The 14808-nt window shown below is 60.3% G+C and carries 16 protein-coding genes; 8 read left to right on the top strand and 8 right to left on the bottom strand.

The window, feature by feature from the left end; genetic code table 11:
• The first annotated feature begins 80 nt into the window (after positions 1-80).
• The 3 genes from NCR34_RS26220 to NCR34_RS28380 all read left to right on the top strand — a co-directional run bounded on the left by NCR34_RS26220 (position 81) and on the right by NCR34_RS28380 (position 2809).
• Positions 81-542 carry a hypothetical protein gene (locus NCR34_RS26220; RefSeq protein WP_248324033.1) on the top strand — a complete coding sequence of 154 codons (462 nt, stop codon included), beginning with the start codon at positions 81-83 and terminating at the stop codon, positions 540-542.
• Between the two features lie 232 nt (positions 543-774).
• Positions 775-1221: a hypothetical protein gene (locus NCR34_RS26215; RefSeq protein ID WP_248324034.1), complete on the top strand. Its 447-nt coding sequence runs from the start codon at positions 775-777 to the stop codon at positions 1219-1221.
• A gap of 97 nt (positions 1222-1318) precedes the next feature.
• Positions 1319-2809 carry a hypothetical protein gene (locus NCR34_RS28380; protein WP_502800127.1) on the top strand — a complete coding sequence of 497 codons (1491 nt, stop codon included), beginning with the start codon at positions 1319-1321 and terminating at the stop codon, positions 2807-2809.
• A gap of 7 nt (positions 2810-2816) precedes the next feature.
• On the opposite strand, the gene imuA is transcribed toward NCR34_RS28380, so the two are convergent.
• Positions 2817-3524: a translesion DNA synthesis-associated protein ImuA gene (gene imuA / locus NCR34_RS26205; protein WP_248324035.1), complete on the bottom strand. Its 708-nt coding sequence runs from the start codon at positions 3522-3524 to the stop codon at positions 2817-2819.
• A gap of 443 nt (positions 3525-3967) precedes the next feature.
• On the opposite strand from imuA, the gene NCR34_RS26200 reads away from it, so the two are divergent.
• Together NCR34_RS26200 and NCR34_RS26195 are read left to right on the top strand one after the other, a co-directional pair.
• Positions 3968-4267 carry a flagellar transcriptional regulator FlhD gene (locus NCR34_RS26200; RefSeq protein WP_248324036.1) on the top strand — a complete coding sequence of 100 codons (300 nt, stop codon included), beginning with the start codon at positions 3968-3970 and terminating at the stop codon, positions 4265-4267.
• 134 nt (positions 4268-4401) lie between these two features.
• Positions 4402-4854 carry a monooxygenase family protein gene (locus tag NCR34_RS26195; RefSeq protein WP_248324037.1) on the top strand — a complete coding sequence of 151 codons (453 nt, stop codon included), beginning with the start codon at positions 4402-4404 and terminating at the stop codon, positions 4852-4854.
• 88 nt (positions 4855-4942) lie between these two features.
• On the opposite strand, the gene NCR34_RS26190 is transcribed toward NCR34_RS26195, so the two are convergent.
• The 5 genes from NCR34_RS26190 to NCR34_RS26170 form a co-directional block, all read right to left on the bottom strand.
• Entirely contained in the window at positions 4943-6409 is a 1467-nt protein-coding gene (locus tag NCR34_RS26190; RefSeq protein WP_248324038.1) for a 3'-5' exonuclease, read from the bottom strand.
• Between the two features lie 73 nt (positions 6410-6482).
• Positions 6483-6821, bottom strand: coding sequence for a hypothetical protein (locus NCR34_RS26185; protein WP_248324039.1), 339 nt, complete (start codon positions 6819-6821; stop codon positions 6483-6485).
• 53 nt (positions 6822-6874) lie between these two features.
• Positions 6875-7279, bottom strand: a complete 405-nt coding sequence (locus NCR34_RS26180; RefSeq protein ID WP_248324040.1) for a hypothetical protein — start codon at positions 7277-7279, stop codon at positions 6875-6877.
• Positions 7280-7366: 87 nt separating this feature from the next.
• Positions 7367-7816 carry a hypothetical protein gene (locus tag NCR34_RS26175; RefSeq protein WP_248324041.1) on the bottom strand — a complete coding sequence of 150 codons (450 nt, stop codon included), beginning with the start codon at positions 7814-7816 and terminating at the stop codon, positions 7367-7369.
• Positions 7817-8037: 221 nt separating this feature from the next.
• Positions 8038-8553, bottom strand: coding sequence for a GAF domain-containing protein (locus NCR34_RS26170; RefSeq protein ID WP_248324042.1), 516 nt, complete (start codon positions 8551-8553; stop codon positions 8038-8040).
• A 179-nt stretch (positions 8554-8732) separates the two neighbouring features.
• Here NCR34_RS26170 and NCR34_RS26165 point away from each other — a divergent pair, with 179 nt between their 5' ends.
• The 3 genes from NCR34_RS26165 to NCR34_RS26155 all read left to right on the top strand — a co-directional run bounded on the left by NCR34_RS26165 (position 8733) and on the right by NCR34_RS26155 (position 12775).
• Entirely contained in the window at positions 8733-10535 is a 1803-nt protein-coding gene (locus NCR34_RS26165) for a methyl-accepting chemotaxis protein (RefSeq protein WP_248324043.1), read from the top strand.
• Complete coding sequence (locus NCR34_RS26160) at positions 10532-12007, top strand: chemotaxis protein CheW (RefSeq protein ID WP_248324044.1); 1476 nt, start codon at positions 10532-10534, stop codon at positions 12005-12007. The genes NCR34_RS26165 and NCR34_RS26160 overlap by 4 nt, the downstream gene beginning before the upstream one ends.
• A gap of 117 nt (positions 12008-12124) precedes the next feature.
• Positions 12125-12775, top strand: a complete 651-nt coding sequence (locus NCR34_RS26155) for a TetR/AcrR family transcriptional regulator (RefSeq protein ID WP_248324045.1) — start codon at positions 12125-12127, stop codon at positions 12773-12775.
• A gap of 138 nt (positions 12776-12913) precedes the next feature.
• On the opposite strand, the gene NCR34_RS26150 is transcribed toward NCR34_RS26155, so the two are convergent.
• Entirely contained in the window at positions 12914-13477 is a 564-nt protein-coding gene (locus NCR34_RS26150) for a hypothetical protein (RefSeq protein ID WP_248324046.1), read from the bottom strand.
• Positions 13478-13990: 513 nt separating this feature from the next.
• Positions 13991-14692, bottom strand: a complete 702-nt coding sequence (locus NCR34_RS26145; protein ID WP_248324047.1) for a TMEM175 family protein — start codon at positions 14690-14692, stop codon at positions 13991-13993.
• Between the last annotated feature and the right edge of the window lie 116 nt (positions 14693-14808).

Below are 14808 nucleotides of genomic sequence, written 5' to 3'. Positions count from 1 at the left end.
GAAACGCCCTCGGGCTATCGAGCGATGCTGGACGGCTTGCGTTTGGCCGGCGGAATCGACTCTAAGTGCGGAGGTCGTCGATGAAGCTGGCGAAAGTAAAGATCGAGTACAGCTCCGGAACCACGATCATGGACCGGGTTACACTCGATCCAGCAACTGGCCGAGTTCATCTGGCGCCGCGTGTTCTCGGGCTGCTCGCCAAGATGGAGGAGTCTGAGTGCTCACCGTCTTTCACGCTCGAATACATGGGCTACATACTGCCTGTGTCGAACGTCAGCGGGGGGTACGTAGTCTCGCTCCCTGCGGGCCCGGGTCCGGGATGGCGCCAGGTGTTTCATGCAATCAAAACGCCGACGAAGGATCAACGCCAGCAGAACGGGCGTCTGCTCCACACGCTCTCAGCGGCTTCGATAGTTGGCGCGGTCGGTTATGCTCATTCCGCGTCATCCTGGGACTTCTTGACCGCAGCAAACACGATCGCTCTTGCCTTGGTTGGGTTAGTATTGTGGTACTGCGGCTATTTCAATATGAAAGGAGAGTGAAATGGGTGCAACGATTTTCACGCTGGTCCTGGGCCTCTCCATTGCAGGTTTCTTTCTGTGGACCGGGCACAACGGGCAAAAAGCCGATCGCGAACGCGATTGGGGCAAATGATTCGACGCAGCGCCAGCTGAGTCCAAAAGACGAAACCGCACCTCTCGGGGGTGCGGTTTTTTTTTCGCCTTCATTTTTTGCGCGCCTTCGGGCGCGCTCTTCGTTTTAGGAGCTTCACCTATGAATCAAACCAACACGGCTGCGCTGCCGGCCGGCGTTGCGGCGACCGGCGAAGTCGATATCAAGTCGGTCGCTCGGCTGACCACGGACGGCAAGACGGTCGATCAGGTGTTCACGGAACTGTGCCGCTTCTTGCGCGGGACCGAGATCGAACCGGAATGGCTCTGCCACGCGAACCTGCAGGACGACGCGAACGAGGCCATGTACGGGGCGCGCCACAGCAGACCGTGGCCTGAGCCTTCCTCATACGACCGGGTCTCCGTTTCTGTTTGCATCGGAAACTGCGAGGGCTGGATTGTGCATGTCGACTACGTCAGCCGACCGCAGCTTAGCGATTCGCTTGATCGGACCTACGCCGTGATGCCCTTGCTTCGCGCGAAGGTGTTATCCAGTGACCACGCGTGGTCGCTGGCACGTCTGATCGCGCGTCTCCTCGACGCGGCTTAACCCCTCAGTCTTCTTCTGCGCCATCTGGCGCACTCAACCCTTGCGGGCATCGACCCGACAGGGACCGATTGTCCGCAATTTTCCGAGGCAATCGATCATGTACCAGCTTTCCTTCAAGGGCTTCGCCCAGTCGTTCCGCTCCATGCTCGAGGTGCTGGGCTTTCTGCGCACCGGCTCTCATGCCGATGGCATCGACGCAGCAGACATCTCCCTTACTTTCTTCGGCCACCCGGTCGCCGTGACCCGCTACAACGGCAGGCTGACAGTTCGCCAGCCGGGAACGGCGGTGAGCCTGTTCCTGTCGCTCATCGACGAAATCGACGCTGCGTACTTCAGACCGTCGTTTTCCGCGCTCCAGCCCTGGCAGATTCGGCGCGAGCACTGGAATCTGCTGTATCTCGCGTTCGACCTGGCTCGCGAACCGCTCTATCTCTTCTCGTCCGATCAGGTGGCCCTAGCCAACGAAGAGGCGGCCAAGGCCGGACGTCGTGGTCTGGATCTATTCGAGCTGCTGCAACAGGAGTCGCAACGCCGCTTCGGGTTCCGCTATGCAGGCCCGATGCTGGATGATCGGCAGTGCAACGGCCGGCACGAAGTTCATGTCGCCTATGCGCTGGCTGCTGGCAAGCCCGTTCCGCAAGAGGTGATCGACGACTACACATCGTTGTCGAAATTCGACTCGGACCTGCAATGGGCCAAGCCACTTCTGGCTGTGCCGGAGTTGCGGGGCGCACTGCCGCTTTCGAAGCTCGTGCCGCTCGCATCCGTGATGCGTCGTTCGAAGCAACCAATCACCTCGGCCAACGCAGCGTTGCTGGTGATGGTGATGGGCCTTGCCCCGAAGGAACCGACGACCGTCGAAGTCGATGACCTGCTGTACGCAAAGGGCATCCTCGAGGCGCATCCGTTGCCTGACTCGTATCTGAAACCGGTCGATATCGGCCTGCCGGCGTGCAAGTTCGCCGAAGTTCTCAGGCGCACGCTTGCCGACGGCATCAGGGACAGACGCTTGGCCGAACTGGAGAAGGCGCGCGAGGAGGGCAACCTCAGCCTGCGCGACCTCCAACTCGGCAAGCAACTGGCCATTCTCGATCACGGCAGGCACACGCACACGTACGCCAACGAGTTCGCGAAAGCGGTTCAGACGGCGGACGTGTCGTATCTGCTCGGCATGCTGGACCGGCCCGACGACGCCAACCGAACGACCAAGCAAGCTGTGCGTGAAGTGTTCGGCATCAAGCTCATCGGCGTGCGCGCCGCGGCTCGGCGCCGTGCGATCTTCGAGCTGGCAGGCATGGACGCGGCGCAACAGGCGGAATGGGAGTCGCTCTCGGTGTCGCAGCGTGAGGCTCGCCGACACGTCAACGAGAACGGTCTGTTCCTCGGCGATCGATACCTGCGGGCTGAATTGCATCAAGGCCGTAGCGACATCGGCGACGGCCTGCTGCTCTTTGATTTCGTCCTTGTCGTGGATGCGCGCGTGCGGCGCGAGCGTGAGGACGCCGCCCTTGCGCATGCCAACGCGAACCCCGGCCTCATGCGCCGCATGATCGAGCGCAACGACACGCTCATGGTCAAGCACGACTAGACCTGTGTCACTCGTGGATGACCAGTTCGGCTGGAAGACTTCTCGGCTGAGGTGCGGCAGATATACGCCGATCCACACTTGCATGGCGATTCAACAGGATAGGCGAATGGGTTAATCCAACGACGAGCGGCTCATCGCGGGCGGGGCCGCGCCGCTTCACAAACTGCAACGACACGCTGTCGCGCGCCGGGCGCACCGCGACTCGAAGCGGAGCCGGGCTGGTATCGCTCGCGGCGGCAAGCGGCCGGATCATGAAAAACAGCGACTCGCCGGTTTGCGCGGCGAGGTGCAGGCGCCGGAGCGCCTCGGGACGAACGTGGGTCTGCCAGAAAAGCAAAGCGCCGAACGTACCGGACCGAAGGATCTGCTCCGCCGCCCACAGTGCATCAGCCGTCTTTTGCGCGCGCACCACGTTGACCGACGTCTCGGGCAGGCCCCAATAGGCTGCGGCTTCGGGCTGAAACCGGTGCGGCGGTTGGAGAAGGGCGATACGCCGTTGGGCGACAGCTTTCAGCGCCGGCAACAACAATCGCAATTCACCGACGCCCGGCTGCTGCACCAGCAAGTCGGTCAGTGCGCCCTTGGGCCAGCCGCCGCCCGGCAGTTCTGCGGCGAGCGTCTCAGATCCACACGGAATGACGTTCAGACGAGCTGAGGCCAGTTGAGAGCCGCGCCAGATCGATGGATGAATGTCTTCGAGGGCTAACGCTCCCATGTCGAACCCCGTACTGTACGTTTGTACAGTAGTCTACATGAATGATCGTCATGTGGTCGTCCAACCAATCGAGTCCTTGCTAGCAGCCGACAAGAGGCTGTCGTTTAATTACGCCAGTAAAAGATGCCGAGCCGTAGAACTTACTTGTGCTGAGCCTTGTCGAAATTGCCGAATAACACGCACGTTCGAATCACGCGCAGCGCAAAAAATATCGCAAAAAGCGTTGAATCGAGCGTGAAACCGCAGAGATTTACGGCAGAAGGTGCTTACGGATAAAACAGCGGCTTCTCGCGCGAACGATTGCGGACAGTTAGCTTTAACTGTAAGCGACGTTTACCCGATGTAACTATTTGTTGCAGAGCATCGATGTTGGATCAGACAATTCGTTCCCGCTTCGACTGACGGCGCAATGAGCAAGTCGAACTAATTACTGGTCTGCCGCTATGAACACCGCTTCTGATCTCAGTGCTATCCGCGAATTGAACATGTCGTATCTGATGCTCGCGCAACGCGTTCTGGCATCAGACCGGGAAGCGGCACAGTCGCATCTGGGCCTCTCGAGGGAGATGGCAGACCTGCTGCTGAAGCTTTCGCCGGAGCAAACGCAGAAGCTCGCGTCGTCCTCGCAAGTGCTGTGCTTCTTCCGCATGAGCACTGATGCGATGGTCGTTGAGCTCGCTGGTCGCAGCATTGGTGTGGCAGCGAAGTCGGCGGTTTCGAACGACGCTCTGCTGGCAGCATGACCATTACCACGCACACCGCCTCGAAAAGCTCGCCAACGAAGGGGCTCTGGTAACCCGCGCGATACTCGACATGAGCGGGCGATCGATCAGCGACTATCCTTACGTCGTTACCACGAGAAGCCGCAGGAGCCGCAATGCAAGCCTCCGTCGTTCGAAGATCCGTCGATCTCAGTGCGTACCCGAATCTCGTGGTCGTGTTATTAGGCTTTCGCGTGCGCCGACTGAGGGGCATCGCAGCGATACTTGGCATCGGTAAAGGGCTTCGACAGATCGAATTGAACCCGCCCGATGGCTTGCTTTCGAGTGAGCAAGTATTCTTCTCGCTCAACCATATCGGTATCCGGCAGTATTGGCGCGACCTCGACAGCCTCGAAGCATTTACCCGCAGCGAGCCGCATTCGCGCTGGTGGCGCGACTTCCTGCGCGATAGCCGCGGCGCAGGCTTCTGGCATGAAACGTATAGCCGGCAGGGTATGGAAGCCGTCTATATTGACATGCCCGGGCCGGTGGGCTTCGATCGCTTTGCGCCCGAACGCAAACCGACCGGTCCGTTCATGAGCGCGCGGCAGCGGATGGGCGCGAATTAGTGGATAGGGTCTGACGTACGCATGACCGATCGTCGCCCGGCCATGCCGTTTGGTCAGTCCATCGTGGAATGAATGATGAGGCGCGAAGCTACACGCGCAGGTTGAATAGCCGCAGCAGCTCCTCACGAAGCTCCGAGATGTCGAGCACGTGTTGGGCGCGCGTGAGCGCGACATACAGCAGCCGCATCTCGTCCTCGTCCAACGTCAGCCGCCCATCGACCATCTTGAAGCGGAAGTCATTGACGATACGCACGCGTTTCCACTCCAGTCCCTTCGCTCGGTGAATGGTCGAGATGACATAGTCGGCTTGCGCTTCGGGCGTCTGACGTTGAGCGAGCGCACGCAGGTAGCCGGTGCCGCGGTCGTCAACGATCTCGACAACCGGCAGCAAGTCGCGCCCGACCGCGCCGCGGGCGAATGCCTGCGCCTCTTTCCAGTTTTCGAACAGCGACAGTGCTGTCGGCCGAAACGCTCGCCGGCCGCTAAGCAACTGGTCGGCGCCGTCGGCAAATGCGATGATCTCGCTCGGGTTCATGCGCAACGCGGGGCGATGGCCCATCTCGACACCCGCCGCGAACTGCCAGATGGCCGTGGCGTTCTTTCGGCAAAGCACCGCGTCCACCGGCGGCTGTACCGACGGATCTTCGACCATGATGGAGCCGATGCTCGGCTGGCCTCGGATCGGGGTGCTCTCTCCAAGTAGCGCAAGCACGCAACTCGCGAGTCCCGCGAAGGTGGGCCCAAAGCGGAACGATTCGGTCAGCGGCCGCTCCGGTGCATCGATTTGCGCCATTGCGTTGATAGCACCGCGCCACTCATAGATTTGCTGATACGGGTCGCCCACGTAGATGGTCTGCGCGTGCCGTTGCTTCGCGAGGACCGACAGCATGATGCCGTCGCTGTCCTGCGCCTCATCGAACAAGATGAAGTCGGCGTTGATACGTGGATTGGACTGGCCCCACACCTTCAGATAAACGTCCGGCTGTATCGCCTTCAGGCCGCGCGGGTTAATGCTTTCCGCCCATAGCCGTCCAATGCTCGGTGCGAGCTGCTCGCGCAGCCAGTCGGCGGCATCGTCGCGGATCTTTTCATCGACCGGTATGTGGAAGGGCTGCGGCGTATCGTCGGCGGACCGACAGAAGCGGCCGAGACCGTCTGCAATCATACGGCCGATTTCGAAGGGCGCGACCTCCGCGTTCTTTCCCGTGATGGTCGGCACTTCAATAGGCCCGAAGCCGTATCGGGCAGCCAGTTCGTGCGGCGGCTCGGACGGCAGATTGATGCGTGCGGTCAGCCACGCGGGGGCGCTCGCGTAGGCGAGCGAATGGACGGTGCGCGCTGAGACGTTGGCTGGAAAGCCGCGGCGCGCCGAGTCCGCGATTTCCTTGTTGAATGCCAGGTAGCTGCCGCGCTGGCCGGTAAGCTGCTGAGCGACGAGCCGCAGCGTCGAAGTCTTGCCTGCGCCCGCATACGCCTTGACCTTCAGATCGCCGCCGCCTTTTGCGGCTTCGACGACGGCTTCCTGTTCCACCGTGGGTTTGTATGCCTTGGCCACCGAACGTCCATCCAACGAAAAGAAGCAGTGTGCCGCAAGTTCGACTGGCGGGCAGCCGTGCTGCTGTCTGCCGCTACTTCCGTCGGTCGGCGACAAAGCGGGGCGGAAAGATGATGCAGCCGGATTCGTCGCGTTCTAGCGGGACGTCGGAATTGTCGAGCATCTTCTCGACCTCTTCAACCTCGGGCAACGGCGGCCACGGCCATGCTTTAGTCGCCCATGACGGTATCTCGTCCTGACGAACAAAGCCGAACTCCTCGGGCTCGTCCCAAATCAAGTCGAATGTCTCGTTCAGAATTTGCTGCATATAGGCGACGTGCTCAGGACGCATCGACCACCAGTGACGGCGAATGCGGTCTTCGCCGGCGATGACCGTGCGCGACTCGGGATCGAGCACGAACCGGTGCTTCATGTACGGGTCGCTGGCCCATAACGAATCCCACTCGCCGACCGCATATCGTTGCTTCACTCCTGCCAATAGTGTCCCCATTGGTGGCGTTCGCGCGCCTCGATGGCTACCGCCATGATCTCGCCTAGGCCGAAAGCTGGATTGTCACGTTTTACCGCGATGAACCGGTCGACAAGCGACGGCGCAACTCGGAGCATGCACAACGCCTTCAACTCAACAAAGTCGAAGAGGCTAGTCATGATTGGCCGGTTCGCAACTAGGGCGCTAATCTCGTGGCATAGCACCGCTTCCCGACGGTCTCGCAAGCCGCGCTTCGCCATCACGTCGGCAAACACTGCTCGTTGCGCGAGATTGCGGTCGCCGGCAGTAGCGAATTCTCTGGAATCGATCTCCAGCAGCGCGAGGTTGATCTCGTCACCGGCAGCGAGGAATTCGGAAAGCACTGGTTCTTCTTGGTACATGGCGATGAGCGTCGTCTTACGGTAGACCCTATTAGCGGCTGCAAACGGGCGTTCTTAAGAGGGTGCCTAACAATGCAAAGCCTCTTGTCAATCGCGTAATAGGCCCGTGAGCCACGGTTCCGCGGACTGTCCCGCACCAAGGTCCACGAAAAGGGCGACGCTGCCGCCTACGATGTCGCGTGATTCGAGAGCAACGACAGGCGGCTTCCATGGCTCCTCGGGCGAGACGCGAGACGGAAACTCGGCGGCGTTGAAGTTCAGTGGATATTCGGTGAACGCCCCTTCTGACTCCACCACGAGGCGCGTTCGGTCGACGCGAATCCCACGAAGCTCCTTATCGACAATGCGCCCAGCGACCACGTCGAACTCGCGATCACGCTCGAACAGATAGGTCTGACCCTCCGCCTCACGACGCAAATGAATTACGACCGAGACCTCGGATTCGCGCTCGATCAGAACAAGTCGATATTGGGCGACCCGTGCTTCCCGTTTTCCGTTGGGGTAGATGATGTCTTTGAACTCGCCTCGATAGGCCATGCTCGCTCCGCAAGCGGCCGAGACACCATTGTCTCGACGCTCTACCGAGCCTACGGATTGACGGAGGAAGTCAAGGAGCTTTGGTCGAGGGGAGAAAGCAACAAAACTGAGTGGTCTAACGACGATTGAGCCAGCCAGCGCGGCGGGCAACGCGATCTGCGTTTCTTGTTCCGCGCGTCCGAAGTTTCGGGCCCGTTGCCCTCAACCCAACCGAGATTTATCTACTGGGTGTCGGTCGACGAGGCTTCGGCTTCCACGACGCGCAGAACGTCAGCGGCACAGCCGGCGAGGTCCTCGAACAACCGCCGCTGAACGGGCGAGAGCGCTCGGGGGGCTTTGTCGATAACGCACAAGGTCCCGAGACGGTGGCCGCCGGTTCCGGTGAGCGCGATACCTGCATAAAAACGAATCCCGGGGTCACCCGTCACCAGCGAATTCGTGCGAAATCGATCATCTTTTGTAGCATCTTCGACCACAAAGATGCCGGGCTCGACGAGTGCATAGTTGCAGAAGGCGAGATCACGAGGGGTTTGCTTGGCCACGAGTCCGTGCCGCGACTTGAACCACTGCCGGTGTGCGGCAACGATTGAGACCAGGGCGATCGGGCAGGCCGTCACGTACGCGGCGAGCCTCGTGATGCGATCGAGTCGGGGATCGTCGGGCGTGTCGAGCAAGCCGCATTGCGCGACCGCATCAAGTCTGTCTTCTTCGTTGTATAGAACCGGATACTCGGACATCGTCGCTCGCTAAGAAAGGGGAAAAAAGGTCGGGACCCATGTCTTGTCGGCAGATTGCGATCAACACTTGAGCGCCTTGTCTTCGCTGAGGACCGTCTAAAGATTGTTCGCCTCGCGCCGCTAACTGTGCATGAGCCCTGACAGTCCATCAGGGGCGATGCACTTCAAAGACGAGAACCATGAACGCGAACGCCGAGACCTCCTTCACCATGCAGAGCGCATCTATCGCGGCATCAGCCGGCCAGAAGTCGCTCGACGAATTGCGCTCCTTGTGGGCCACCACGGAAAAGGAGCGGGCCGTCGTTGAGTTCTCGCCCGACGGCGTGATCCTGCGCGCGAACGCCAACTTCCTGACCTTGATGGGCTATCGGGCTGATGAGGTGGTCGGATCGCACCACCGCATCTTTTGCGACACCGCATACGCCAACAGTCAGGCATATCAGGATTTCTGGATCATGCTCGCGTCCGGACGCGAAGCGAGCGGCGAGTTCAGACGCCTGAACAAGACGCGCTCAGAAGTCTGGATTCGCGGCTCCTATACGCCTGTCCTGGACGAAAGCGGCAATGTCCAGAAGATCGTGAAAGTTGCCAGCGACATTACTGGCGCGCGAACCCTCGCCGACGATCACGCCGGCAAGGTGCGGGCGATGGAACGGGCACAGGCTGTCATCGAGTTCGATTTGCACGGCCACGTCCTTGCGGCGAACGACCTGTTCCTTCATCTGATGGGCTACAGCCTCGAAGAAGTGAAGGGTCAGCATCATCGGATGTTCTGTGATCCGTCGTACCTAAACACGGACGCTTATCGCTCGTTCTGGGAAAAGCTCGGGCGCGGCGAGTATGACGCCGGGCAGTACAAGCGCATCGCGAAGGGCGGCCGCGAGGTGTGGATTCAGGCGACGTACAACCCGATTTACAGCGCGGACGGCCGGCTCATCAAGATCGTGAAGTTCGCCTCCGACATCACCGAGTTCAAACGCGGCGTCGCTGAACGAGATGGCCGGTTGGCCGCCATCGACCGGGCTAATGCTGTGATCGAGTTCGACCTCGAAGGCAACGTTCTGGCCGCCAATCAGAACTTCACGGATGCGATCGGCTATACGCTGCGCGAGATCGTCGGCAAGCATCACAGGATGTTCTGCGATCCCGAAACGACAGCGACGGCCGAATACCGTGACTTCTGGGCGCGACTGAGCCGCGGCGACTATCATGCCGGGCGCTTCGAGCGCGTATCCAAGCACGGATACCGCGTGTGGCTTCAGGCGACGTACAACCCGGTGCTCGACGAGTCCGGCCGGCCCTACAAGATCGTGAAGTACGCGAGCGACATTACCGCGCAAGTGGAGCGCGAGCGCCGGATGCAGGCCAGTCTGATCGCGATGAGCGAGAAGATCGACGAGTTGTCCCAGTCCATCGACGGCATCGCCACGCGCACGCGCGAGGCAACGGCAGTCGCGACCGAGACGCAGGCCGAGGCGGATACGGGCGGCCGTACGCTGGCTGAATCGATGTCGGCGATCAAGGAGATCGAGCAGTCCTCCGCCGGTATCAGCGAGGTGGTGAAGGTCATCAGCGAGATCGCCACGCAGACCAACATGCTCGCCTTCAACGCAGCCATCGAAGCGGCGCGCGCGGGCGAGCATGGACTGGGGTTCTCCGTCGTCGCGAGCGAAGTGCGTCGGCTGGCCGAGCGCTGCTCGCAGGCGACCAACGAGATTCGTCGCCATATCGACGAGTCCGTGCATCGGATCAAGACCGGAAGCGAGACGTCCGGACGCGCAGCCAATGGCTTCGACCGTATCCGCGCCGGTGTGAACCGTACAACGGAGACCATCGCCGGAATACACCAGGTAACCGAGAAGCAGGCAACCGCTACGCGTACTGTCTCCGAGCTGTTGCGCGAGCTCACGCTGGTAACAGGCGGCGAAGCAGCGGTTCGTTCATCTTCCACCGTGGCCGCGCTGTCCCGCCAAACGCAATGATGGATTCGTCAGCCCTTGTTGTCGGCGTCGTGCAGGTCGGCTCGATCCGCTTCGGGATCCCTGTCGAGCACATCGTTGAGGCGGTGGAAGCGCCATCCGCCTACCAGCAGATTCCGGGTCAGCCGGCCAGCATGAAGGGATACTTCCTGCTGCGCGGCGACGCCGTCGCCACGCTCGATACATATGGGCTTATTTGCCCCGATGAGACCGCGCCTGCGCAAGCGAGACATGTCATCGTCCTGCGCCAAGGCGATGCGGTGTTTGGCATCGAAGTCGATGCAGTCGGCAAAACCGAAGCGATCGACCGAGATAGCCTGATTACCCTGGCGCCGGACGACGAATCCGCGGCGGGCCTCTTTCCTGTGCTGGCCGCACTCGGAGAGCCGTCTTCGCTCATCGGCATTTCAAATGTCGGGAAGCTCTATGAAGCAACGGCGGGAAGGGCTGCTCGCAAGGCGATTCGGCCGCGCGACATGGCAGAAAACATCGAGAGCGCGGGAGATTGTTCGAACGACGAAGCGAAGTCGCGACGTAGGCAGCACGCGATCGTACGGTGCGGTGAGCATCTGCTCGGCGTCGACGCGCTCAGCGTCCGATGTGTCATTCCAATGCCCGAGCTTCAGCAGCCGAGTCCGGGCAACACGACGTTTCTGGGAGTCGCGCATTGGCTCGGTGCAGACCTTGCCGTCATGGACCTTCCTGCGGTACTGGGCCTTCCCCAGCGCGAAACGGGGCAAGGCAAGTATCTGCTCGTCCTCGCGCACGGTGACCGTGTGACCGGTTTCGCCGTTGACGAGCTTTCAGAACTGGTACTGCTGGCGCCGAAGGACATACGGCCGGTGTCGCCCGCTGCCTTTGCCGAACCCGGCTTCTTCTTCGGCGCAATCGGTACCTCTCGAAGCAGAACGGCGCTGGTTATGAACCCGGGAGCGCTTTCCAGCAGCGGACGCTTGATGTATCTAGCGCGCGCCGCAGCGGCGCAGAACGGCTCGGCTACGGGCGCTTCGACAGCGGCATACACCGGTTCGTACCTCGTCTTCTCGGTGGCGGGACGTCCGTACGCGACGAACATCGAACACGTGGCCGGGATCGTGACAATGCCTAAGGTCGAGATGCGCGGGCGCGCAGACAAAGCGAGCCTCGGACTAATCACCTGGCGCGACGACTACGTCGAGCTCGTCAGCTTGCACTTGGCAGCGGGCAGCGACGTTGAAAGTTTTGAGCCGCGGCAGGCGCTGGTGGTCGTGGTGGGCGGCCTGACGCTTGCGTTTGCGGTGGACGCTGTGCTGACTATGTCGGGGCCGACCGAAGCCACACAGATCTCCCGAGCCGTCGACCGAGAAACGGGGGGAACGTACCAGATCGTAACGATGACGGAACCCAGCCGGATCAGCTATCGGCTCGTCGACCTCGCGGGAAAAGTGTCTGCGCGGTTTCATTCCCTCAATGGAAGGAATGAAGAGGCTGCGTAGCTCGCTGCGCATGGTCGCGGAACGTGAATCTGTGACGGCGGGAATATTCTCCCATGCAGATCGCCGCCCCATAATGGTGTTGTACGACCATTCATTCCGCGAGAGGTCACAGCCAAAATGGACAGCAACCCGTCTAAGCCAGTCAAGCGCGATCCGGAGGGGACTCGCCGCCGCATTCTCGAAGCCGCAACTGACCAGTTCTCGAAGTTCGGACTCGCCGGCGCACGCGTTGACGCCATCTCAGAACTCGCGGGCTCCAACGAGCGGATGCTCTACTACTATTTCGGCAGCAAGGAGCTGCTCTACGTCGCCGTACTGGAGTCGATGTACAAGGGCTTCGCTCAGAAAGAAAGCAGCTTAGACCTGACCGGGTTGGAGCCTTCGGAAGCGATAGCAGCCCTAGCTCAGTCGATATGGACATACCTATGGGACAGTCCGCAGTGGCTGAACCTGATTAACAACGAAAACCTGCATCAAGGGCGGTACCTGAAGGAGTTCGAAAAGCTGGACGAGGCCATTTTGCCCGTGGTGGAAGTGATTAAAGCAATCCTCGAGCGCGGTGCCGATGCGGGCCAGTTTCGAAAGGGCGTCGATCCTCTGGACTTCTATGTCACGCTGATTGGGATGGGCTATTACATCGCATCGAACCGCTTCACACTAAATGCGTTCACCGGCAGGGACTATGTGAACGTGGAGAATAGAGAGCGAATTTCCGCAATGCATGTGGAGATGTTGCTTGGATTCCTTCGCCCGCCGGTTGGTGCCTAAGTCAGCGATCGCAGGGCGGTTCCCGCGGCGCTGATCATGGGTCCGTAGTCGACTCATTACCGACGATCGCATCGCCTGCAATCCAATGACAGGTAACAGAGCGGTCCGGTCATCGAAACGAGTTCCGGAACGCGGAGGCTATCGCGCCTTATCCGAGGCACTGAGCATCCTGGGCTCCGGGCCGTACATTGACAATCGCTGCGGTTCAGCCGCCCGCCATCTGACGACGGGTTTGTCGGCTGGCGATCCCTCCCAAAAATCCCAGCGCCAGCTGGGATCGATGAGTCGTTTCATCGGTGGGCGCGTCTGGTTCCCGAACTCAGTAATTTCCACGCAGACGTAGAGCGGAACGGTCCAATGATTGTTCGCCCGTAAGACCGTGGTGTAAGCGTCTCCGTACTCCGTCACGTCGAGCTTATTAAGCCCGACCAGTGATCCGTCAGGCGGTGCACCGACAACGCTTACCAGCTCGATACTTCCAGTGTCGGTTCCCGCGCACCATTCGATCTGAGCGCTCACGCCGTCTTCATGATGGGAACCGTTCTTGTCGCTCCAATTGCGAGCCGCCTGCACGACGAAAGTGTGCGTGTCAACAGTTGGGTGCCCGTGCAGAGCGCGCCGCACCTCGCATGCGAGGACGTCAGTGCTGGAATTGTTGAGTGTAAAAAAGGTTTTGCTGTATCGGAGTGTCACAAAATTCATCTGTTCTTGTTCGCACCACCCAGGCGCTAAGCCGTTTGGCCATGCTTGCTGCGATTCGTTGCAATCGTGTCTAGGCATGGCGCCCCCCGTGCAGTGGTGGAACTGTCGTTGCTGAGGCGGAATATAGGATGTAAAGCGACCGAAACCAAGTTGAATGCTTCGCCGCCGATTATGAACGGGCAATCCCTCGGATTTCACTCGCCGGATATTAACCGTTGCTGCAAGCCCGTTCGTTCAGGATCCGTCGCAGTTCATCAATTCTGGAGTCGTTGTCGCACCGTCGGCTCGTCAGCGATTTACATGCAGCGGCCGAGTGGGCGGAAACAACATATCGTTTGTCGGGTTCACAGTTTCGGCCGGGGCCCAATTCTTTGCGCGTTTCAAAGTCGCAACTCCAGTAGCAAGCTTTGCCAACGGCTGTTCTCACGGTGGAGGCGCCGCCTGGAGGGCTTAGAAAGAGTCAACATCTATGTCCGATGTTTGCCGATCACGGTCTGAGACAGCGCGCGCCCTTTACGTTTCCAACTTCTCAGCCTCGCTCGGCTCCTCTCTTGGGTTGTAGCGCGGCGTGGGCTGGGGCACCAGAAAGAAGGCCACGGACAGCAGCGCTATGGCCACTCCGATGCGGCACGCAGCGATCGCGACGGGAACCGCAGCGATCTGGACCAGGGTAGCAACGCCGTAGCGGCGCTTCATCTGCTGAATGAAACCGGGCGTGAGCCGTTCATCCATCAGCCGGCGGCCTTGCATTGCATAGAACCACTCGGCCATCCACGCGCAGGCGGTCAGGGCAAGACTGGCTACCAGAGTCACTGACGCGACGGGCTCAAAGTCCGTGCCGAGGTGGAAGCACCAGACGCGGATCGGGTACGGAATAATGACGATCGCTAGGAGGAATAGTAGCTTGATCGCGCCGAACCAGTGATCACTCTTAGCATAAATGCGACCCAGGTAATGGTGTTGCAGCCAGTAGGCACCGATCACGATATAGCAGAGAAGGAGCGCGAGATATTCGCGCCACTGCGCCACCATCGCGTGTATTAGGTCGCTGTAGCCATGCGGGCCGTCTGGAGATCCGGGAACCTTGATCTCGACGATCAGAAGGGTCAGCGCGATTGCGAAGACCGCGTCGCTGAACCCCTCGAGGCGGTCAAGTCCGCGCTCCGCACCATGCGTTCCCGCGACGGTAGATTTACGCCTATTACGCAGCATCATCTGAGTCCTTTGGCGGAAGGATGAAAGCATTCAGTGTGCCGCCCACGCGTTAGCGCATGGGGTAACAAGACGCTAGATGGATGCGTTGACGACAGCGGGATTAGTAGTGCGGTCGT

The organism is Caballeronia sp. GAWG1-5s-s (assembly GCF_023631445.1).
Taxonomy (GTDB): Bacteria; Pseudomonadota; Gammaproteobacteria; order Burkholderiales; family Burkholderiaceae; genus Caballeronia.
The sequence above is the reverse complement of the archived record's forward strand: the minus strand, read 5'-3'. Positions and strand labels throughout refer to the sequence as shown.